The sequence below is a fragment of the Streptomyces sp. NPDC043870 genome, assembly GCF_056435785.1.
On the sequence record NZ_JBWKDT010000046.1, the window covers coordinates 20,000 to 40,700 of the forward strand.

The window sequence follows — 20,701 nt, forward strand, 5'->3', positions numbered from 1 at the left end:
AATGGATTCCATTTCCAATTCAGGGTTGCGTCACCGAGGCATCGGGATCTCGAAGTGCACCGTGCCGACACCGGGACCGTGCTCACCGGTCGTCCGGGCGTCGAAGACCTCCTTGGCCATGCTCCGCCAGAAAACTTCGGCCCCCTCCACGTGGACATTGGTGTGCAGATAGATGCTGTCGTAGCCCGGGATGGCGGCGGCGAAGTCGCATGCCCTGCGCACCAGGGTCCGCGCCAGACCATGCCGCCGGTGCCCGGCTTTGACGTAGACACGGACGATCTGCGCGGTCGTGCCCGGCGGGTAGCGCTCGGCAAGCCAGCGCGGGTGCGGCGGATGAGCCGGACCGACCGATCGGACGCCGGTCGTGGCCACCACCTCACCGCCGTGTACAGCCACCAGCAGCAGATGCCGGGGGTCGTCCAGGTAGGTGCCCACGATGTCGACGACGTCGCGGTGCCATTCGGGTACGTAGCCGTAGCCGAAGTCCCGGTAGAAGGTCTCGAGCATCACGCGGCGCGCTCCCTCCACGTCGGCGACCGTGGCAGGGCGCACGGTGTACGAGGGGTGCGGTGCGTCTTGCAGGGCATCGGTCATCGCTGACTCCTTATTCGCTGAGAGCTCATTCGTTGGGGACTCGGGGCGCCGGCAGGCCGGGGTCGACGCAGTGCAGATCCGTCGCGGGCGCGGTCCCGTTGACCAGGTACGCGGCCGCGGCGCTGTCCGCGCACGCGTTGCGACCAGGGCGGCGGCGCCACGAGGACGCACAGCGCCCCGGTGACATGCAGCGGGAGTCACGGGTCTCACATTCAGAGAATCGACACTGGATCAGATGACAATGAAAACGATTGTCGATAACGTGTGGCTCCGTCAAGGCGGGCCGTCCCGGACGGGTGTCATCGACGCCTCATGAGTCCAACCCGCGTTCTGAGAAGAGGAAGCCGTGGCCCATCTGTTGATGGTCGAGAGCTGGGTCGGATCGATGAGCAGGCTGCTGCCAAGAGCGATCCGCGAGGGCGGGCACGAGTTCACCTTCCTCACCCGCGATCTGCACCACTACCTGCGCTCCGCCTCTGAGGGGATCGCACACCCGTTGCTGGCGGCGCGCAACGTGCTGACCGCCGACACCAACGACGTCGAGACGTTGCTGCCCCTCGTCGAGCGAGCCCATGGTGCGCTGGGCTTCGACGGGGTGATCACCTCCTGCGACTACTACCTTCCGACGGCCGCGCGGATCGCCGGACGCCTCGGGCTGCCGGGCCCGGCTCCCACGGCGATCGAGAACGCCTGCCGCAAGGACGCGACCCGCCGGGTCCTCGCCGATGCCGGAGTGCCGGGGCCACGCTTCGCGGTCTGTGCGGACTGGGCGGAGACCGCCGGCGCGGCGCGGGAGCTCGGCTACCCGCTCGTCCTCAAGCCCGTGGACTTGTGCGCCGGGATGTTCGTACGGCGCATCGACGACGAGTCGGAGCTGGCCCGCGCCTACAGGGCGCTCGCGGACTTCCCCGTCAACGCGCGCGGGCAGCGCCGCGAGCCCGTGGTCCTGCTGGAAGAGCTGCTCCGGGGGCCGGAAGTCAGCGTCGAGACCGTGTCGTTCGCCGGCGCTGCGCAGGTGGTCGGTGTGACCGACAAGAGCATCGGAGGGGCGCCGGCCTTCGTCGAGACCGGCCACATGTTCCCCGCCGCGCTCACCGCCGTTGACGCCGAGGCGGCCGTGGAGACGGCACTTCGGGCGCTGAAGGCCCTCGGTCTGGACAGGGTCGTGGCGCACACCGAGATCAAGCTGACGGCCGACGGCCCCCGTGTGGTGGAGGTCAACCCCCGCCCCGCCGGCAACCGCATCACCGAACTGATTCGCCATGTCACCGGTATCGACCTCGCGGCCGCCTGCGTCGACGTGGCCCTCGGCCGCGAACCGGACCTGCGCCTACGAGCCACCGGTCTGCGCAGCGCCGCCATCGCGTTCCTGGTGCCGGACACCGGCGGAGTGCTGGATTCCATTGACGGCGCCGACGGCGTACGCAAGGCAGCGGGTCTGCTGGAGATACAGCTGCCCGAGCCCGGAAGGGTCGTCACGGCGGCGGGCAGCAACAACGAGTACCTGGGCCATGTCATGGCCGGCGACGCCGACGGACTCGGGGCCCGCGACCGCGCCGAGACACTGCTGTCGTCCCTCTGCCCGAAGGTGGCCGGACGATGACCGCCACCACCCACACGAACCTCACCGCGGCCTCGTACGACGAACTCGTCGACCGTGTGCTCCGGGGCGCTTTCGGACCTGACCCGAGGACAACTCGGATCGCCGTTGCCTTCACCACGCGTCAGGCCGTACGGCACGACGGGCGCAGCGGTGGCTACCGCAACGAAGTGCTGAGCCTGCGTCTGGCCGAAGCCGTGGGCTCCTGCGCGGTGGAGCCCGGCGAACTGCCCGACGGCGCGATCGATGACTGCGTCGGCGCCGATGTCGGCCGCCTTCTGGCGCACGAACTGCTCTCGGTGCGGATCGCCGCACTCGACGCCTACCTGATGCACGTCCTCCCTCACAGCCCCGTGAGCGGCGCACGCCCCTGCGCCCTTCCCGCCGGGAGTTCCCTGGAGAAGTCCCGGGCCAGGGCCCGGGCCGTCGTCGACCTGCTCGATGTTCCGCCTGGCGGCACCGTGCTGGTCGTCGGAGTGGTCAACTCACTGCTGGGGGCGCTGCGCGCACGTGGTCTGGCCTACATCCCCTGCGACCTCAAGGGCGGCACGACGGAGTGGGGCGAGCCGGTACGCACCGACGCGCTCACAGAACTGGAAGGCTGCGACGCCGTCCTCGCCTCGGGCATGACACTCGGCAACGGCAGCTTCGAGCCGTTGCGCGAGCACGCACTGCGGCACGGCAAGCCGCTGGTGATGTTCGCCCAGACCGGCAGCGCGGTGCTGCCGCGCCTCATCGGCGCCGGAGTCAGCGCGGTGTCCGCCGAGCCTTATCCCTTCTTCTGGCTCGACGGCGGGCCCGGAATTGTCCACCGCTACGGCGGCAGCGAGCGCTCCGGAGCGGCCCTGTGACCACAGCCGTCCTCAGCCCCGCGGGCAACCGGGATCTGCTCGCCCTGCTCGGCCGTACCCCCCTCGCCCGCGTCACCGTCGATCTGCCCTGCCCGCAGCCCGGCTTCTGGGCCAAACTCGAAGGTCTCGGCGTCGGCGGGATGAAGGCGCGAGCAGCCGTCTCCATGCTGCTCGGAGCCAAGGAGCGCGGCGAACTGCGACTCGGTGCCCCGGTGGTGGAGTCCACCTCCGGAACGCTCGGTATCGGGCTGGCCTTCGCCGGTCAGGCCCTGGGGCATCCGATCGTGCTGGTCGGCGACACCGAGCTGGAGCCCTCGATGCGACAGCTGCTGCGCGCGTACGGCGCCCGGCTGGAGCTGGTCGACCGTCCGGCTGCTGAGGGCGGCTGGCAGGCCGCCCGGCTGGCCCGGTTGCGTGCACTGCTGACATCGCTGCCGGACGCCTACTGGCCCGATCAGTACAACAACCCGGACAACATCGCCGGTTACGCCTCCCTCGCCGCCGAGCTGGGCGTACAGCTCGACCACCTGGACGTGCTGGTGTGCAGCGTCGGCACCGGCGGCCACAGCGCCGGTGTCGTCGGCCCACTGCGCCGTCACTGGCCCGGGCTCCGGCTCATCGGCGTGGACGCCACCGGATCGACGATCTTCGGCCAGCCGGCCAGACCGCGTCTGATGCGCGGCCTGGGCAGCAGCATCCATCCGCGCAATGTCGCCTACGACGCCTTCGACGAAGTCCACTGGGTCGGGCCGGCGGAGGCCGCGGACGCCTGCCGACGGCTGGCCGTCGGCAACTTCGTCAGCGGCGGATGGAGCACCGGAGCTGTGGCGCTGGTGGCCGCCTGGGCCGCCCGTGTTCACCCGGGAGCCGTCGTCGCCACCGTCTTCCCCGACGGGCCGCACCGCTACCTCTCCACCGTCTACGACGACGACTTCACCGCCGCACACGGTCTCGATCTGGCCACCGCCGCCACTCGCCCGGTCGAGATCCCGCACCCGAGGGCCGTGGAGGCCAGCGGATGGGCGCGGTGCAGCGCCGTCACTGACCCGCTGGACAGCCGAACCCCGCATCTGGAAGGAAGTCCGTGAAGGCCCGTCAGCGCACCGTACGCCTCGAACTCGCCGAGCCGCTGCGCATATCCCGCTCGACCATGGCGGCCCGCGAGGCCATCTGGCTGTCCATCGAACACGCAGGCCGGCACGGCCACGGTGAGGCCGTCACCAGCGTGTACTACGGCCTCGACGCCGACACCCTCGGACGACTGCTGCACGCGGAATCCCAGTGGCTGGCCCGCTTCGCCGAACCGGAGAGCGCCCTGGAGGCCCTGCGCAACGGAGGCCGGGAGAGCACTCCGCCGGCCGTGACCGCGGCCGTCGAGTCCGCTCTGCTCGATCTCCTGGGCAAGCAGGCGGGCATCCCGGTCCACGCCCTGCTCGGCGCCTCCGTCGCGCCGTCCGCCGCGACCGCCCGCACCATCGGCATCACGTCGCCGAGCCGGGCCGAAGCCCAGGCCGCCCGCCTGGTGCGTGACGGCTTCTCGGTCATCAAGATCAAGGCCGGTTCCCCGGACCCCGCCGACGACCTGGAGCGCGTAAGGGCGGTACGCGCCGCCGCTCCCCACGCGCGGCTGCTCCTGGACCCCAACGGAGCCTGGACGGTCAGCACGACCCAGAGGCTGCTGCCCCGCCTCGCGGAGCTGGGCATCGAAGCCGTGGAGCAGCCGATCGCACCCGGCGACCCCGAGACGCTGGCAAGACTCGCCGACCGCTCGCCGCTGCCGCTCATCGCCGACGAGGACGCGGTCGGCCACGAGGACGCCCGCCGCCTCGCCGGACGCGTCCAGGGCATCAACGTCAAGCTCGCCAAGTGCGGCGGCGTCAGCGCAGCACTGCGGATCGCCGAACTGATCGACGGCACCGGCACCGAGCTGATGCTCGGCTGCCTGACCGCCAGCACGCTCGGCATCGCCCCCGCCGTGCACCTAGCCGATCGCGCCCGGTGGATCGACCTCGACGGGCATCTGCTGCTCGCCGACGACCCCTGGACCGGCATCGGCGGCGCCGACGGCACCATACGGACGAGCCGCTACCCCGGCCTGGGTGTCCGCCCGCGCACCAAGGAGGACCGCAGGTGAAGACGTGGCACGAGATACGCGGCTTCCCCCTCGCGATACGGCTCCTCCTGGTCAACCAGCTCGGCGTCAACACCGGCTTCTACCTGCTCATCCCGTACCTCGCCGTGTATCTGAGCGAGGATCTCGGGCTTTCGGCCACTGTCGTCGGCATCGTGCTCGGCGTACGCAACCTCAGCCAGCAGGGCCTGTTCCTCATCGGCGGATCGGCATCGGACCGGCTGGGAGCGCGCGGAGTCATCATCGCCGGCTGCGCGCTGCGCACCGTCGGCTTCGGGCTCTTCGCTCTCGGCGACGGGTTGCCGGTGCTGCTGGCCGCCTCCGTACTCAGCGGACTGGCCGGGGCGCTGTTCAACCCGGCCGTGCGCGCGTATCTCGCCCTGGAGGCCGGGGAGCGCAAGGCCGAGGCGTTCGCCCTGTTCAACGTCTGCGCGACCACCGGCGCCCTGATAGGGCCGCTGCTCGGCAGCGCACTGCTGTTGGTCGACTTCCGCGCCTCCGCGCTCACCGCGGCCGGGATCTTCGCGGTGCTCACGGTCGCTCAGGCCATTGTGCTTCCGGCACGCGAGGTCACACCGTCCACGAACAGCGTCCTTGCGGACTGGCGAGAGGTGGTCGGCAATCGCGGGTTCGTGGCGTTCGCCCTGGCCATGGTCGGCATGTTCACCATGGAGAACCAGCTGTATCTGCTGCTACCGGAAGGGGCGCGCCAGGCCACCGGCTGGGACGGCGCGGCCGGCATGGTCTTCCTCACCGGCACCCTCACGAACCTCTGGCTGCAGCTGCGCATCACTCGGGCGCTGAAGGAGCGGGGCAGCCGGGCGCGATGGATCAGCGCCGGTCTGGCGCTGATGGGACTCGCCTTCGTACCACCCATGGTGGTGGCGGACGCCGGGACGGCGCACGGCGATGCCGCAGGCGCGGCGCTCCGCGCGCTGCCCGTCCTGGCCGGTGCGGTGCTGCTCTACCTGGGCGTCATGATCGCCCAGCCGTTCGTGATGGAGCTGATCCCCCGCTTCGGCCGCCCGGAGCTCACCGGCACCTACTTCGGGCTGTTCTACGTGGTCTCGGGCATCGCCGCGGCCGTGGGCAACACGGTCGTCGGCTGGGCTATGGACGCCGGTGAACGCGCGGCGGCGCAGTGGCTGCCATGGGCGTGCTGCCTGATCTTCGGACTCGCCTCGGCTGCAGGCGTCGCATGGCTGCACCGCCTCCGCGTCCTTCCCGCTCCCATGGCGGCCGTACCGGTGCCGGCGTGAGGAGACACACATGAGCAACGCAAACCTGCTGACCGACAACCCGGCCTTGTACGAGGCTCGCTTCCCCGACGAGACACGGCTGGCCGGGCGCTGGGCCGAGGACTGTCTGCGCCGGTACGGGGCCGGTCCACGGGTCCTGGACATCGGATGCGGTACGGGCCGCGACGCCGCGTATCTCCACAGCGCGGGCCGTACGGTCACCGGCGCCGACCTGTCCGAGGCGATGCTGCAGTACGCCCGCACCCACCACCCAGGACCGGACTACTTCCGATCCGACCTGCGCTCATTCGACTTGGGCGAACGGTCCTTCGACGCCGTCGTGTGCCTGGACAGCGCCCTGCTGTACTGCCACACCAACGACGAACTCGACGGCTTCCTGACCTCGTGCCGCCGTTCTCTGGCACCCGGCGGGCTACTCGTCGCGGAGATGCGCAACGGGGCCTTCTTCCTCGGCCGGACGGAACTCCTCGACTGTCCGTCCGTCAACGGCTTCACCTGGCAGGGCACCGCCTACCGGTCCACCACCACCCTGCACGTGGACCGGGCCGCGCAACTGCTGCGCCGCACGCGGGTGTGGAGCGCCGACGACGGATCTGCGCCGGTCGAGCAGCGCTCCGCCTGGCGACTGCTCTTCCCCCAGGAACTGCGTCACATCTTCGCCTCTCACGGCTTCGAGGTGCTCGCCCTGTACGACCGGCCCGGTCCGCGCACCGATCCGCCGTGGCGCGAGGGCGACCTGCCCGCCGCCACGGCCGATGCCGACCGGCTCCATCTCGTCGCCCGCCTCACCAGCGCCCGCTGAAACCCCACACACCGTCGCCCCCCACGCCGATATCCGCTCGCACAGCAAGGACACCCTCATGAACGACGTCCCCGTCAACGACTCCCGCTTTCCCGGCCTGCACCGCCGGGGCTTCCTCGCCGCAGCCGGAGGCGTGGCCGGACTCGGCGCGCTCGCCCTCACCGGCTGCGCCGGCTCCGGCACCGCCGCCGACCCCGCCAAGGCAGAGGGCAAGCCCAAGCGCGGCGGACGGCTGCGCGCCGCCTTCGCAGGCGGCGGTGCCAGCGAGACCCTCGACCCGCACCTGAGCAACCTCTTCGCCGACGCCGCCCGCGCCAAGGCCCTCTTCGACAAGCTCGCCGACTACGGAGCCGACCTGTCCGCACAGCCCCGGCTCGCCTCGGCCTGGGAACCCAACGCCGGCCTGGACCGCTGGAAGGTCACCCTGCGCAAGGCCGCCTTCCACGACGGCAAGCCAGTAACCGCCCAGGACGTCCTCTACAGCTACCGCCGCATCGCCGACCCGGCGAAGGCGTTCCGGGCCAAGGCATCACTGGAACCCATCGACCTGAAGGCGAGTAGAGCCCTGGACGAGCGGACCATCGAGTTCGTCCTCAAGCGCCCGACCGCCGAATTCCCCAACGTACTTGCCGCGTTCGGCGCATACATCGTGCCCGACGGCGCTCAGGACTTCGACAAGAAGCCGATCGGCAGCGGCCCGTTCCGCTTCGTGTCCTTCGCGCCCGGCAAGTCCGCCGTCTTCAAGCGCAACGCCTCCTACTGGGACGGCGCCCCCTACCTCGACGAGCTGGAGTTCGTCGTCGCCAACGAGGAATCGGCACGCACCAACGCCCTGCTCGGCGGACAGGTCGAGTACGCCCATGAGCTCAACCCCGCCACCGCCCGCGCCCACGAGAACAAGGGGCAGATCCGGATCGTCCGGCTGCGTAACAGCGCCATGCAGGGCTTCGTCATGAAGACCGACCGGCCGCCGTTCGACGACAAGAGGGTCCGCGAGGCGTTCTTCCTGATCGCTGACCGCAAGGAACTGGTCGACGGAGCCCTGTCCGGCGCCGGCGAGATCGGCAACGACCTTTTCGGCAAGGGCTACGAGTACTACGCCGGCAGCCTGCCGCAGCGCGTCCAGGACCTCGACCGGGCCCGCAAGCTGCTGAAGGAGGCCGGCGCCGAGAAGCTCAAGGTCACCCTCGACACCTCCCCCGTCGCCGCCGGATTCACCGAGGCAGCGGCGATCTTCCGTGACCAGGCTGCCAAGGCCGGAGTGACCATCGAGATCAAGATGGGCAGCAAGGACAGCTACTGGAAGGACATCCTCGACTCCGGGACCCTGGCCTCCTACCGCTCAGGCGCCATGCCCATCGAGTCCCACATCTCCCAGCGCCTGCTCACCGATTCGACCACCAACGCGACCCACTGGCGGCACAAGGACTTCGACGCCCTGTACCAGCAGGCACAGTCCACCAAGGACAAGAAGGACCGCGGCGCGGTCTACGAGCGCATGCAGCGCCGCCTGCACACCGAGGGCGGCTTCCTGATCTGGGGCTTCGCCGACTGGATCCTCGGCACCGCCCGGGGCGTCCGGGGCGTCGAGCAGAAGGCCCCCGCCAACTCCCTCGACTGGGCCCGCTTCGACAAGGTCTGGCTGGCGTGATCGGACTCCGGTCCTGGGTCGCCCGGCGGCTGCTGCTCGGTGGGGCGCAGACGGCAGCCGTCGTGCTGCTCGTCTTCGCCCTCACCGAGGCTCTGCCGGGCGACGCCGCCGTGGCACTCGCCGGCGACCAGCCCGACCCTGAGCGGATCGCGGCCATCCGCGAGGCGCTGCACCTGGACCGGCCCGCCCACGAACGCCTGGCGGACTGGGCGGCCGGGCTGCTGCACGGCGACTTCGGCACCTCCCTGGCCTCGGGGCGACCCGTCAGTACGTACATCGCGGACGGCTTCGGGCCGACCGTGCTGCTCGCCGTGCTCACGGTGGTGCTGCTGGTGCCGGTGGGAGTCGGCCTCGGTGTGCTTGCTGCCCGGCACGAGGGCCGGCTCGTGGACCGGCTCGTCAGTTCGGTGACGCTCGGCGTGTACGCGGTCCCGGAGTTCGCCTTCGGCGTGCTGCTGGTCACCGTGTTCGCCCTGCGCCTCGGCTGGCTGCCGCCGACCGCCGTCGGCTACGGCACCGACCTGCTCGCCCACCCTGCGGCGCTGGTGATCCCCGTTCTCGTCCTGCTGTCACGGCCGGTGTGTTCGCTGGCGCGCCTGGTACGGGCGGGCATGATCGATGCGCTGGCCTCGCCGTATGTCGCCCAGGCCCGCCGCTACGGCATCTCCGGCGTCCGCATCCGTTACGCGCACGCGCTCCCCAACGCGATCGCGCCTGCCGCCCAGCAGCTCGCGCGCACGGTGGACTGGTTGTTGTGCGGGGTCATCGTCGTGGAGACGCTGTATGTGATCCCCGGGCTGGGAACGGTGCTGATGCACGCTGTCGCGGAACGGGACGTTCCTGTGGTGCAGGGCCTCGCGGTCGTCTTCGGGCTGACCGCTGTCGTCCTCAATCTGGGCGCCGACCTGGTTGCCCACCGCTTCGCGCCCCGGGCGGGGGTGGCGGCATGAAAAGGCATGCCGGCGTCCGGCCGGGACGCTTCGTGCTCGGGCTGGTGATCGTTGCCGTACCGCTCGCCATCGCGCTGCTCGGGCCGCTCTTCGCGGGCGAGTCCGGGCCACGAGCGCCCTCCTTCACGCTCGGTGGTGGACACCGGCTCGGCACCGACTTCGTCGGCCGGGATGTGTGGCAGCAGATACTGCTCGGTGGGCGGTCCGTGGTCCTCGTCGCCCTCGCCGCGACGGCTCTGGCCTACCTGGTGGCCCTTCCGCTCGGGCTCACCAGCGCGCTCACACACCGGACATGGCTCGAAGAGCTGCTGATGCGGCCCTTGGACGTGCTGCTCGCCGTGCCGTCGCTGCTGCTGATCCTGCTGGTGGCTTCCGTCTTCTCGCCGGGGGCAGTGGGCCTGTCACTGCTGGTGGCCCTGGTCAACATCCCGGACGCCGGGCGGATCGTCCGCGCGGCCGCGGTCGAGGCGGCCTCACGACCAGCCGTCGAGGCGCTGCGCCTGCAGGGGGAGACGTGGTGGCGCTTGGCCGTCGGCTATGTCGGCAGGTCGATCGCGCGCACACTCGCCGCCGACGCGGGCGTACGGCTGACAGGCGTCCTCTACCTCGTGGCCACCGCGGCTTTCCTCGGCGTCGGTGTCGCGCCGGACGCCTCCGACTGGGCGGTGATGGTGGACCGCAACCGTACGGGGCTGTTCGTGCAGCCCTGGGCCGTGGTGGTGCCGACGCTGCTGATCGTCGCCCTGACCATGGGGAGCAACCTGCTCTTCGACGCCGCACTGGAAAAGCCGCACCGGAAGAGAGGAAACGAGCGTGAACGCGGTCGCTGAGGTCGAGGACCTTCGAATCGAGATCGACGGCCGGGCGATCGTCGACGGGGTCAGCTTTCAGGTCCGGCCCGGGAAGGTCACCGCGCTCGTCGGCGCGTCCGGCAGCGGCAAGACGACCACGGGCCTCGCGCTGCTCGGCGAGTACCCGGCGGATGCCCGGGTGACAGGCGACGTACGGCCATCCGACGGCCTCGTCGGGTACGTACCCCAACACCCCGGCGCCGTCCTCAACCCGGCACGCCGGGTCGGCCTACTGCTGCGGGACATCGCTCGCGACCAGGCGCGGACGCTGCCCAGGCCCGAGCGCCGGGCAGCGGCTCGAGCGCGCATCCAGCAGGCCCTGGCGCTCGCGCAGCTCCCGGAGGGAGAGTCCCTGCTACGCCGCTATCCGCACCAGCTCTCGGGCGGCCAGCAGCAGCGCCTCGTCCTGGCACAGGCTCTGCTGCTGGGTGCGAGGGCCGTGGTCGCGGACGAGCCGACGACGGGGCAGGACGTGGTGACGAAGCGGCGCATTGTCGACCAGCTGGCGGCGATCGCCCGGCAGGGCATCGCGGTGGTCCTGCTGAGCCATGACCTGGACGTCGTCCGGGCGCTGGCCGACGAGGTTCTGGTCATGCGTGGCGGCCGAGTGGTGGAGGCAGCTCCCGCGGAGCAGCTGTGGCTCGCTCCGCGGCATCCCTGGACCGTCGAACTCCTGGCAGCGGAAGGGGACATGGGTGGGCGTCCACCCGTGTGTGAGGGACACGCGGCACTCCAAGTGCGTGGTCTCACTGCGCGGCACCGCGACGGCCCCCGTAGTACCAGGGAAGTGGCGCGTATCCCCGAACTCACCGTCCGCGCGGGCGAGTGCGTGGCCGTCGTCGGCCGCTCCGGCAGCGGCAAGACCACGCTCGCCCGCTGCCTCGCCGGACTCCACCGGGACTACGAAGGCGAGGTCCTGCTCGACGGCACCCCGCTCCCGCCCAGCTTGCGCGCCCGGACCCGTGAACAACTGGCCGCGGTCCAGTACGTCTTCCAGGACGCGAGGGCCGCGTTCGACGAATACCGGCCGGTTGTCGACCAGGTGGCACGCACGGCGGTGCGCCTGCGCGGAGCGGACCCGCGAGAGGCTCTCGCCGAAGCCCTGAACACCCTGACCGGCCTCGGTCTCACGGAAGAGCTGGTACGCCGCAGGCCAGGTCAGCTGTCCGGCGGCGAACTGCAGCGGACCGCGCTCGCCCGGGCCCTGCTCGCCCGGCCGCGGGTGCTGATCTGCGACGAGATCACCTCCGGCCTCGACACGGTCACCCGGCGCGGCCTCCTGGACACGCTCGCCGCCCTGCTGCGCGACCGACCCGAACTGGCCCTGGTCCTGATCACCCACGATCTCGACACCGCAGGGGCTGCCGCCCGGATCGCCGTGCTGGACGCCGGCGAGCTCATCGAGCAGGGACCGGCGCAGCAGGTACTCACCGCGCCTCGGCACGGGTTCACCGCTTCACTCGTGCGAGGCTCGGCGCGCCCGGCAGCGGATACGCGTCCCTGACGGTCGGCCACCGTAACAGGAAGCCGTGGACCCTCCCTCCGCTTGCCGCCTCTCCGAAGATCTGGACCTGACCATCCAGTGCAGCAGCCGCCAATAGCACGCCTCCCCGGAAGTTCGACTTGGCGCACTCATTGGCGGCTCCCCGGGCCGATGGCGCACTCGCCCTCTTCAGTCTCCATACTCGTTGTGCGGGGCGGGGACCGGCCTGGCCTGGATGACGTTGATGAACGGGATGACGCCGCCGTTGAGGGGGTCTTTGGTCCGCTTGCCGGTGTAGGTGCCGGTGACCTCGAACCACGAGTCGGGCTGCAAGATGGGCGGAATCCGCCCGGACAGGCCGATCTTGACGGGTTGAGCGTCGGCGGCGCAGCAGTTGAGGACCATGCGGGTGAGGTACGGCGCGCCGCCGCCGTCGAGGGCGATGAAGCCGGTGACCTTGATCCGGCGGTTGCCGAGGGAGCGTCCGTGGTCGTAGGCGGCGCGGCCGGCGTAGTCGACGACGTCGAGCGGGAGCGGGTCGTCGGCGGGGAGGGTGGGGAAGCCCGGGGGTTCTTGCAGGGCCGTGCCGGTATGCATGGCGCTGTAGGAGCCCAGTGCGGGTGGGGCGACCAGGATGAGGGCGAACAGGGGCAGGAGGAGGAGCCAGGAGATCCGTGGTTCGCGGTGGGTATGGTTGCCTTGGTCGTCTGGTTCACGCTCGGGCTGGTCCTCCTGGGCCGCGCGTGGCCGTCGCAGTTCGTACCAGACGGTGGCCACGGCGGTGACGATCAGGACGATGCCGGCCACGAGCAGCAACGGGCGCAGCCCGGCCTTGACGTAGCGCAGGTAGAGGTCGGTGAGGCCGGCGCGCAGCACCGCCCCGCCGACGAGGAACAGCACGGCTGCTTGCGCCTGCCGGTTCACAGCAGCACCGCCCCGACCAGGGCCGACACCAGGACGGCCAGGGTGAAGGTGGCGGGGGCGAACCGCAGCGCGAACCCGCGGCCGAACGTGGCGGCCTGCATGGCGAACAGTTTCAGGTCGATCATCGGTCCGACGACGAGGAATGCCAGCCGGGCGGTGAGCGAGAACTGGGACAGGGACGCGGCTACGAACGCGTCGGCCTCGGAGCAGATCGACAACACCACCGCAAGCACCGCCAGGGCGAGGATCGAGACCAGAGGGTTGTTGGCCGCGGTGTGCAGCCAGCCGGCCGGTACCACGGTCTTGAGCGTGGCCGCGGCCATCGCGCCGACGACGAGGAAGCCGCCTGCGTGCATCACGTCGTGCCGTACGGATCCCCAGAACGCCGGCCCCTTGCTGAGGCCGTCGAACGACGGATGGGCTGGTGGGCGCAGCCAGTCGGTGCGGCCCAGCCGTTGCCACAACCAGCCCATCGCGCACGCCACGAGCAGACTCGCCACGAACCGGGCGAGGACCATGCGCGAGTTGCCGGGAAATGCGACGGCGGTGGCGGTCAGCACGATCGGGTTGATCGCCGGGGCGGACAGCAGGAACGCCAACGCCGCAGCGGGGGTGACGCCCCTGCGTACCAGCGCACCGGCCACCGGCACGGAGGCGCACTCGCAGCCGGGCAGGACCGCCCCGGCCGTCCCGGCCACCGGCACCGCCAAGGCGGGCTGCCTCGGCAGCGCGCGGGCGAAAAACGATGGCGGGACGAACACCGCGATGATCGCCGACAGCAGCACGCCGAGCACGAGGAAGGGCAGGGCCTGGACGACCACCGCGACGAACACGGTCATCCAGCTCTGCATCACCGGCGCGGACAACGCTCCGCGGATCGGACCCTGCAGCCCAACCACCAGAAGCAGCAACATTGTCAGCACGAGAGACGAGTTGAACTGCCAACCCTGCGCATCGTCCGCCTCACGGCCGTCAACCCGCGGTGGCGCTGCTCTGGTGATCACGGGTGAGGTACCTCCGGTACGGAAAGGCTTCGTGGGGGGCGGTTCCCCTCCACCTTCAGTACGCCGCTTTCGGCACAACTGCTCACTCTCGCAACCGCCCCTCCCCTGCCTGGCCTTGCAAAGCCAACCCCTGGACGAGAGGTACCTTCGTAACGCCTTCCCGCCGTATCCCGCAGGTGCGGGTGGCCTACCCATGTCCAGGAAGACTGCGGTAGCCCTGCCGCTTCAGCCTGGAGCAACTTGCGCCGCAGTGCGGACCCGACAAGGGCGTCACGGAGGCAGGGGTATGGGTATGCCTGTCTTGCAGAGCAGGCAGGGCGGATGCTGTGCGAGCAGGACCTGCCCGGGCACAACTTCCTGCAGCAGCCCTGCGCAGCCATGGCACATATTGCTGTCGGCGCAGGCCGTGCAGCCCTTGCCGGTCGAGTCTTACCGGTCCAGCTCAGGACGGGCTGGCGTCTACGACAAGCCTCCCTCCCACGGGTAGGGAGGTGACTGGGCAGCAGGCGCAGTAGAGCCAGGCCTTCCCTGCGTGAGAGCTGGCCCCTGCCTACCTCTCGGCACAACCTGGGTTGCCTGCAAGGCCAGGGCCAGGGCCAGGAACAGGAGCTGGAGGCGATCCCGCTGCCGACCGCGAAAGCGATCGACATCGAGGCCTTCGTACCGGCCGAGAGCATCGACCCGATCAGCGTGGGCGACGGCTACTACCTGCAGGGCCGACGGACCCATCGCGGTCAAGCCGTACGTGCTGCTGCGCAAGGCCTTGGAGCGGACCTCGAAGGTGGCCGTGGCGAAGATGGCCTTCCACGGCCCGGAGCGGCTCGGCCTGCTCCGCGTCGTCGAGGACGCGATTTTGATCCACATGATGCGCTGGCCCGACGAGATCCGGGACCCGGCCGAGCTGGCGCCGCAGGCGACCGAGCTGGACGAGCAGGAGCTCGGGGGCGCACTCGCGCTCATGGACACGATGAGCAGCGACGGCATGCCCGACCTGCACGACGAATACCGCGAGTCACTGGAAGCCGTGATCGCAGCCAAGAGCGAAGGATACGCACCCCCAGAACTACCGGAGCGAGAAGAGCCGGCCGGCCAGGTCGTCGACCTCATGGCCGCTCTCAACGCCTCGGTCGAGCAGGCGAAGGAGCGCCGCGGCGAGTCGGCGTCCGTCCACGAGATGCTGAAGAAGAAGACCGTGGCCAAGAAGACCACCGGGAAGAAGACGGCCGCCAAGAAGACGATGGCGAAGAAGGCCGCAGCCAGGAAACCGCGCAGTGCGTAGCGGGGGTTGTAGGACGCCCGTGCCGAACGCCGCCGCCAGCCGACGCCCCCTCACCTCGCCGCGCTGCGTCGGGCCCGAGCCGAGTGGGCCGGAGCAGCGCCGATGGAGGCCACTGTCGAGCTGAGGAGAACGGCGTAAGGGCTCGCCGTCTTCGTCCAGCCTGCGGCCACGTGGAACGAAGACGGCGTGGGGTGCGGGCGCGATATCGTGGAGTCCTCTTATCTGCGGTTCTTGTGATCTGGCAGGAGTACCCGCGTGCCCGAGGACCCCATCGCCCACAGCGAGCTCGCTGCCCTGCCCCGGCGTTTCGAAGAGGTCGCGGAGAAGCACGACCGCGAGTTCGGGATCATCAAGTCCGACCTCACCGCGGTGTGCCTCCAGATCGGCAACCTGGACCAGAAGGTCGAAGCCCTCGACAAGAAGATCGACCGCAACCAAGCCCAGATCATCGAGCTGCTCACCCAGCTCGTCGGCCGGCGCCCTGACGCCAGCTGATTCCCCGGGCCCGGTGCCCAGTCTGTCCGTACGCGCGACGGCCCCGAACCAGACCACATCTGATGCTGTTGGTTAATCCGGGGCCGTCTACTTCGCCCTGCTGGTTGTCAGATCGGCGGGGCGAAGTGCTGCGAAGTGGCTGGTACGGGTGCGGGCTCGTCGGGTGCCAGTGAGGTGGGCGTCGATGTGGGCGAGGTTGATCGCCGCTCCGGTGAGCTGGTGCTGGAGGGCGGTCTTTCCCAGCCCGCGATAGCGGGATCTGCGCAGTCCGCAGCGATTCACGGCCTGGGAGATGGCACCTTCGACTCCGGCGCGCAGCTTGTAGCGCACTTTCCACGCGTCGGTCTCCTGCTCGGCCCGACGCTGGTGCAGGACCTCATAGATGTCCCGGTCCTGGAACGTCAGCTTGCGGCGCGGTCCGCGGGTGCAGGAATCCTTGACCTGGCAAGATCCGCAGTCGGTCTTCGAGAACTGCACCCGGATCTCGACCATGTCCCGAACGGGTTCCCTCGCCCAGCGGGTGCTGTTCTTCCCGCCGGGGCAGGTCACCGTCCGGCGGTCCCAGTCGATGCTGAACGCGCCGACGGGAAAGCCGGTCCCGGACGCTCCGGCCTGGTTCTGCCATCCACGGGCGGGCATCATCGGCCCCACCAGCTCCACGTCGTGGTCGCGCCGGGCGGCCACGACATGGCGGGCGGTGACGTAACCGGTGTCGACCAGGTGCTCATCAGGAAGCAGCCGACGCTCGGCGAGAGCCGCGTGGACAGCCGGGACCAGGTCGAAGTCGCTGACCGTGGCATCCGTGGTGACGACGTTCGTGATCAGGTCCGGTGTGCTCGCCCCGCAGGTCTCGGTGAGGTGGACTTTGTATCCGTCCCAGAAGGTGTCGAGCTTCACGCTGCCGCGTGCCTCGACGTCATAGGGGCTGACCAGGCGCATCACACCCGGCGGACGGTCTTTTGGGTCCCGCCGCCGAACCTCGCCTTCGACCAGGTGGAAGTGCTGCACCCACACCCGCCGCAAGACCTCTGCCTCCGGCACCGCCCGCAGCCCGGCAGGCGCACCGGGCGAGGTCACGGCCTCAAGCAACCGCATCCCGTCGGTTCCGATCCGCCGGCCGACCTCGTCCCGCTTCACCGGAGCCTTGGGGAACCGTGAGTCCTCGGCGCGGGTGGCGTAGTGCCTGAACCAGTCCGGCTCAGCGACCTCGACCAGCCAGTCGGGAGCGGTGACGGCGAGCGCGTTCAGGGCCGCGCGCATCGTCTCGGAGACCATCTCCAGCCAGGACAGCTCCCGCGCCGCAGACAGCACATGCGTGGAGTCGGTCCTGGCCTTGCCCCTGCCGGTGAGCAGCCCCTTGTCCCGTGCCGCGGCAAGGATGCCGTCCAGCAACCGCCTTCCAGCGTCCGCCTGAAGCAGCCGGCCCCTGAACTCCGAGAGGACGGAGAAGTCGAAGCCCGGATCGTCCAGCCTGAGCCCGAGGGCGTACTTGAAATCGATCCGTGCCCGGACCGCCTCCGCGGCCTGCCGGTCGGTCAGCCCCTCGACGAACTGCAACACCAGCACCAACGCCAGACACCCCGGTGACCAGGCGGGCCGCCCTCGTGACGGGAACAGGTCCGCGAACTCCTCGTCCGTGAACAACGGCCCCAGCTCATCACGGACCCGGATCGCCAGGCTCCCTTTCGGGAACGCAGCCCGCGCCACCCGCACCGTCTCCGCCGGGATCTCCCCAGACCCCTTCGGCTGCATCGACATCCGCACCCACCCCATACGACAACGTCGGCCTTCAGGACCACAACCGGGTCTTGAAGGCCGACGTCACGCCCGGCCCCGGATTAACCAACAGCATCGACCACATCTTGGTTCGGGGCCGTCGCGCGTACGGGGGTCAGATGCGGGCGCGGAGGTGTTCCTGCCGGGCCGGGACCAGGCCGCGCCATGCGGACCGGACGTCGCTTTCGCTCGTGGTCCAGCGGATGGCCGAGGGGCCAGGCAAGGGCAGGCCCACCATGAAGTGGGCCACTTCCCTGTCTCGAGGTTCGATCGGCTCAGGCTTCGGGGCTGCCGTCATCGATGGGACGCAGGCGACGTCGTGCCTCCTCCAACCGCTCGTCGTAGTCAGGGAAGAGCAAGGCGGGAAGCATCCTGTCCAACTGGCCGGCGATCCTATGGATCGGTGCCCAGGCCGCTGGATCGTCGACTGTGTTGCTGAGGTCGGTCATCTGCAACCGCTCCAACCAGTCCGACAGGATCGTCGCTTCGTCACGGGTGAGCTTGATCGTGATCTCTGGGTCTTCCATCCCGCCCCCCTTTGAACGGGCGACTCAATGTTCGACGGCACAACCTACCGATCGCCAGGTCTGTAAGATGACCAGCCCTCCTGGGACCGGACACGTGCCGTCATCTCTCGTCGACAGTCCCGAGCCGGTTGATCACCAACTGCCTCCGCAACCCATCGACAAACGCTGTTCCTAGAGATGAACGAAGCCACAGGACGACAGCGACGCCGCGGTCGTCGCTGTCCGTCCCGAGCACGCATCTCGTCGTCTACGCGGCGGGGGTGAGTTCGGCTTGACCGAACAGCAGGGCGTAGCCCGTGGGGAGCTGGCGGAGGATGCGGGTGATCAGGTCGGGGCCTGCGTGGGTGGCGACGGCCGCGAAGACGGAGCCGGTGTCCCAGCGGGTGGTGGCCAGGGAGGCGCCGGTGCGGGCGGCGAGGTCCTTGACGAAGGCACAGCCGGTCAGCGGCTGGGTCTCGGGGATCTGCGCGGTCAGCACGCGTGCGGCCTCCAGGGGCAGGCAGGCGGCGAGATCCACACGTTCGTCGCCGGTCAGCTGACGCCCCAGTCCCGCCAGGACCTGACGGACGGCTTCGTCGGACTTCTCGCGGGTGGGGTAGGCGCCCTCGTGGCGGACCTTCTCCAGCATCTGCTCGTACGCCGTCCCGTACGACTGCTGGTGATCAAGCGGTACGCGCGCGTCGGAGATCACTGCGGTGTATGCCTTTCATGGAGCCATGGGGGCCGGGCGCGGCACACCCGGTCTTGGTCAGGTGGGCTGGGGGCGGCCGAAGAGGAGGTCGTAGCCGGCGGGGAGCTGGAGCAGGATCTGTCCCATCAGGTCCTCGCCTGCCGTGTCGGCGACGGTGGACAGCACGGCGCTGACGTCCCAGGTCGCGGTCTGCTCGGTGGCGCCCTCGATCCAGGCGGCGGTCGCGCAGACGAACCGCTCTGGGGGCAGCGGCTCGGCGCTCTGCAGTGGGTTGAGCAGGATTAGAGCGAAGCCCTCCGGCAGGCGTGCCGCGAGCTGGGCACGGACCTCGCCGACCAGGTGCGCGCCGAGCAGAGCGAGCACCACGCGGGCCGCACGCTCGGCTTCCTCCGGAGTGTCGTACTCACCGCGCTCAGTCACGCGGTCGAGGAACGCTTCGCGTCGCAGGGTCATCTCGGCCGCCCCTTCCTCTTCGGACTGTCCACGGGGTGCGGAGGGCGGGGGAGGGGGAGGTCAGGTGCCCGTCCTCCGCACCGGTCCGGCCGGTGTCAGCCGGAGATCTCCTTGCGGTCGGAGCCGACGCCGATGGAGATCTTGCGGGGCTTGGCGCGCTCGGCGATCGGGATGCGCAGGGTGAGCACGCCTGCGTCGTAGTCGGCCTTGATGTGCTCGGTGTCGAGGGTATCGGCGAGCACGATCTGGCGGGAGAAGACGCCCAGCGGCCGCTCGGACAGTTCCATCTGCACGTCGTCGGCCTTCGCCACCGGCCGGCGCTCGGCCTTGACGGTGAGCATGTTCCGCTCGACGTCGATGTCGATCGCGTCCGCGGTGACGCCGGGGAGGTCGAAGGCCACCACGTACTCGGCGCCCTCGCGGTAGGCGTCCATCGGCATCGCCGACGGGCGGGACCAGGTGCCCGGGCCCATCAGCTGCTGCGCCAGCCGGTCCAGCTCACGGAAGGGGTCGGTGCGCATCAACATCGTGAAAACACCTCCAGCAGGTTCAGGCAGTCGCTGCCAATGCGCTTCACTGACACCGTTGTAACATGTCATCCAATGGATGACAAACATGATGTCGTCGGGGCGATGACAATCCGAGGGAGGTGCTCGTGTCCGCAGCCGACCAGCCGTCCACGAACAGCACTCACGCCCACAGCCCGGCGTCCTTTCTCGCCGCCGCAGCGGCCCTTGCCGCCATAGGAGACGCCCTGCGCGATGCCCAGCAGGAGACACCCGACGCCGCCGGCCCCGGTCCCGAGCAGGCGCTGGCCTCCCTGATGCTGCTGCGGCAGGTGCGCGAGCAGCTCGCCGGCTGGGAGACCGGCCTGATCGAAACCGCCCGCGACGCGGGCGCCAGCTGGGCCGACCTCGCCTCTCCCCTCGGCGTCGCCAGCCGCCAGGCCGCCGAACGCCGATACCTGCGCGGCCGCCCCGGCGCCGTCGGCACCACCGGCGAGCAGCGCGTGACGGCCACCCGCCAGGCCAGGGCCGCCGAACGCGCCGCTGCCACCTGGGCCCGCGCCAACGCCGCCGACCTGCGCCGCCTCGCCGGACAGATCACCGCGCTCGCCCACCTCGCGCCCGAAGCGCGCTCAGCCCAGGAGGCCCTGTATGCCGCCCTCGGCGCCACCGACGCCGCCGAGCTCATCGACCCCCTGACCGGCATGCGCCCCTACCTCGATGCCCACCACACCGACCTCGTCAAATGCCTGGACGCCCTCCACGACCGGCTCACGGCGACAGCAACTGATGATGCCTGACTCACATCACAGAGAGTCACAAATGCGGGTGCAGTCCTCCCCCTGAACCACGCCGACGGCGGACAACGATTCGC

Annotated in this window: 21 protein-coding genes; 13 read left to right on the forward strand and 8 right to left on the reverse strand. The window is 70.1% G+C overall.

Going from position 1 to position 20,701, the window contains the following annotated elements; translation table 11 throughout:
- Nucleotides 1–30: 30 nt before the first annotated feature.
- Entirely contained in the window at nucleotides 31–594 is a 564-nt protein-coding gene (locus tag AC0699_RS33920; protein WP_478668037.1) for a GNAT family N-acetyltransferase, read from the reverse strand.
- Between the two features lie 346 nt (nucleotides 595–940).
- Here AC0699_RS33920 and AC0699_RS33925 point away from each other — a divergent pair, with 346 nt between their 5' ends.
- From AC0699_RS33925 to AC0699_RS33970, 10 genes are read left to right on the forward strand one after another with little or no spacing between them, the layout of a single operon-like run.
- Entirely contained in the window at nucleotides 941–2,197 is a 1,257-nt protein-coding gene (locus AC0699_RS33925) for an ATP-grasp domain-containing protein (RefSeq protein ID WP_478668041.1), read from the forward strand.
- Nucleotides 2,194–3,045, forward strand: coding sequence for a Rossmann-like domain-containing protein (locus AC0699_RS33930; RefSeq protein ID WP_478668044.1), 852 nt, complete (start codon nucleotides 2,194–2,196; stop codon nucleotides 3,043–3,045). The genes AC0699_RS33925 and AC0699_RS33930 overlap by 4 nt, the downstream gene beginning before the upstream one ends.
- A complete protein-coding gene (locus tag AC0699_RS33935; RefSeq protein ID WP_478668047.1) occupies nucleotides 3,042–4,133 on the forward strand; it encodes a PLP-dependent cysteine synthase family protein in 1,092 nt (363 codons plus the stop codon). The genes AC0699_RS33930 and AC0699_RS33935 overlap by 4 nt, the downstream gene beginning before the upstream one ends.
- Nucleotides 4,130–5,179, forward strand: a complete 1,050-nt coding sequence (locus AC0699_RS33940) for a mandelate racemase/muconate lactonizing enzyme family protein (RefSeq protein WP_478668049.1) — start codon at nucleotides 4,130–4,132, stop codon at nucleotides 5,177–5,179. The genes AC0699_RS33935 and AC0699_RS33940 overlap by 4 nt, the downstream gene beginning before the upstream one ends.
- Complete coding sequence (locus AC0699_RS33945; RefSeq protein WP_478668052.1) at nucleotides 5,176–6,435, forward strand: MFS transporter; 1,260 nt, start codon at nucleotides 5,176–5,178, stop codon at nucleotides 6,433–6,435. Before AC0699_RS33940 ends, AC0699_RS33945 begins: the two co-directional genes overlap by 4 nt.
- Before the next feature lie 10 nt (nucleotides 6,436–6,445).
- Nucleotides 6,446–7,237: a class I SAM-dependent DNA methyltransferase gene (locus tag AC0699_RS33950; RefSeq protein WP_478668055.1), complete on the forward strand. Its 792-nt coding sequence runs from the start codon at nucleotides 6,446–6,448 to the stop codon at nucleotides 7,235–7,237.
- A 58-nt stretch (nucleotides 7,238–7,295) separates the two neighbouring features.
- Nucleotides 7,296–8,888 (forward strand): ABC transporter substrate-binding protein, encoded by a 1,593-nt coding sequence (locus AC0699_RS33955; protein ID WP_478668059.1) that lies wholly within the window; start codon nucleotides 7,296–7,298, stop codon nucleotides 8,886–8,888.
- A complete protein-coding gene (locus tag AC0699_RS33960) occupies nucleotides 8,885–9,838 on the forward strand; it encodes an ABC transporter permease (protein WP_478668063.1) in 954 nt (317 codons plus the stop codon). Before AC0699_RS33955 ends, AC0699_RS33960 begins: the two co-directional genes overlap by 4 nt.
- Complete coding sequence (locus AC0699_RS33965; RefSeq protein WP_478668065.1) at nucleotides 9,835–10,668, forward strand: ABC transporter permease; 834 nt, start codon at nucleotides 9,835–9,837, stop codon at nucleotides 10,666–10,668. Before AC0699_RS33960 ends, AC0699_RS33965 begins: the two co-directional genes overlap by 4 nt.
- Complete coding sequence (locus AC0699_RS33970) at nucleotides 10,652–12,193, forward strand: ABC transporter ATP-binding protein (protein ID WP_478668068.1); 1,542 nt, start codon at nucleotides 10,652–10,654, stop codon at nucleotides 12,191–12,193. The genes AC0699_RS33965 and AC0699_RS33970 overlap by 17 nt, the downstream gene beginning before the upstream one ends.
- 168 nt (nucleotides 12,194–12,361) lie before the next feature.
- On the opposite strand, the gene AC0699_RS33975 is transcribed toward AC0699_RS33970, so the two are convergent.
- Nucleotides 12,362–13,096 (reverse strand): TIGR03943 family putative permease subunit, encoded by a 735-nt coding sequence (locus AC0699_RS33975; protein WP_478668071.1) that lies wholly within the window; start codon nucleotides 13,094–13,096, stop codon nucleotides 12,362–12,364.
- Nucleotides 13,093–14,100, reverse strand: coding sequence for a permease (locus AC0699_RS33980; RefSeq protein ID WP_478668074.1), 1,008 nt, complete (start codon nucleotides 14,098–14,100; stop codon nucleotides 13,093–13,095). The genes AC0699_RS33975 and AC0699_RS33980 overlap by 4 nt, the downstream gene beginning before the upstream one ends.
- 745 nt (nucleotides 14,101–14,845) lie before the next feature.
- Between AC0699_RS33980 and AC0699_RS33985 the strand changes: the two genes are divergently transcribed.
- Together AC0699_RS33985 and AC0699_RS33990 are read left to right on the forward strand one after the other, a co-directional pair.
- Nucleotides 14,846–15,379: a Ku protein gene (locus AC0699_RS33985; protein ID WP_478668076.1), complete on the forward strand. Its 534-nt coding sequence runs from the start codon at nucleotides 14,846–14,848 to the stop codon at nucleotides 15,377–15,379.
- Between the two features lie 255 nt (nucleotides 15,380–15,634).
- The gene (locus AC0699_RS33990; RefSeq protein WP_478668079.1) at nucleotides 15,635–15,874 is read left to right on the forward strand and encodes a hypothetical protein; all 240 of its coding nucleotides are present in this window, start codon (nucleotides 15,635–15,637) and stop codon (nucleotides 15,872–15,874) included.
- 87 nt (nucleotides 15,875–15,961) lie between these two features.
- On the opposite strand, the gene AC0699_RS33995 is transcribed toward AC0699_RS33990, so the two are convergent.
- The 5 genes from AC0699_RS33995 to AC0699_RS34015 all read right to left on the reverse strand — a co-directional run bounded on the left by AC0699_RS33995 (nucleotide 15,962) and on the right by AC0699_RS34015 (nucleotide 19,848).
- On the reverse strand, nucleotides 15,962–17,632 hold the full coding sequence (locus tag AC0699_RS33995; RefSeq protein WP_478668082.1) for an IS1182 family transposase: 1,671 nt from the start codon (nucleotides 17,630–17,632) through the stop codon (nucleotides 15,962–15,964).
- Between the two features lie 293 nt (nucleotides 17,633–17,925).
- The gene (locus tag AC0699_RS34000) at nucleotides 17,926–18,177 is read right to left on the reverse strand and encodes a hypothetical protein (protein WP_478668084.1); all 252 of its coding nucleotides are present in this window, start codon (nucleotides 18,175–18,177) and stop codon (nucleotides 17,926–17,928) included.
- A gap of 247 nt (nucleotides 18,178–18,424) precedes the next feature.
- A complete protein-coding gene (locus AC0699_RS34005; protein ID WP_478668088.1) occupies nucleotides 18,425–18,868 on the reverse strand; it encodes a DUF2267 domain-containing protein in 444 nt (147 codons plus the stop codon).
- Between the two features lie 57 nt (nucleotides 18,869–18,925).
- Nucleotides 18,926–19,321, reverse strand: a complete 396-nt coding sequence (locus tag AC0699_RS34010; protein WP_478668091.1) for a DUF2267 domain-containing protein — start codon at nucleotides 19,319–19,321, stop codon at nucleotides 18,926–18,928.
- A gap of 95 nt (nucleotides 19,322–19,416) precedes the next feature.
- Nucleotides 19,417–19,848: an Hsp20/alpha crystallin family protein gene (locus tag AC0699_RS34015; protein WP_478668094.1), complete on the reverse strand. Its 432-nt coding sequence runs from the start codon at nucleotides 19,846–19,848 to the stop codon at nucleotides 19,417–19,419.
- A gap of 128 nt (nucleotides 19,849–19,976) precedes the next feature.
- Between AC0699_RS34015 and AC0699_RS34020 the strand changes: the two genes are divergently transcribed.
- Nucleotides 19,977–20,627, forward strand: coding sequence for a type III effector protein (locus tag AC0699_RS34020; RefSeq protein ID WP_478668097.1), 651 nt, complete (start codon nucleotides 19,977–19,979; stop codon nucleotides 20,625–20,627).
- Nucleotides 20,628–20,701 lie beyond the last annotated feature (74 nt).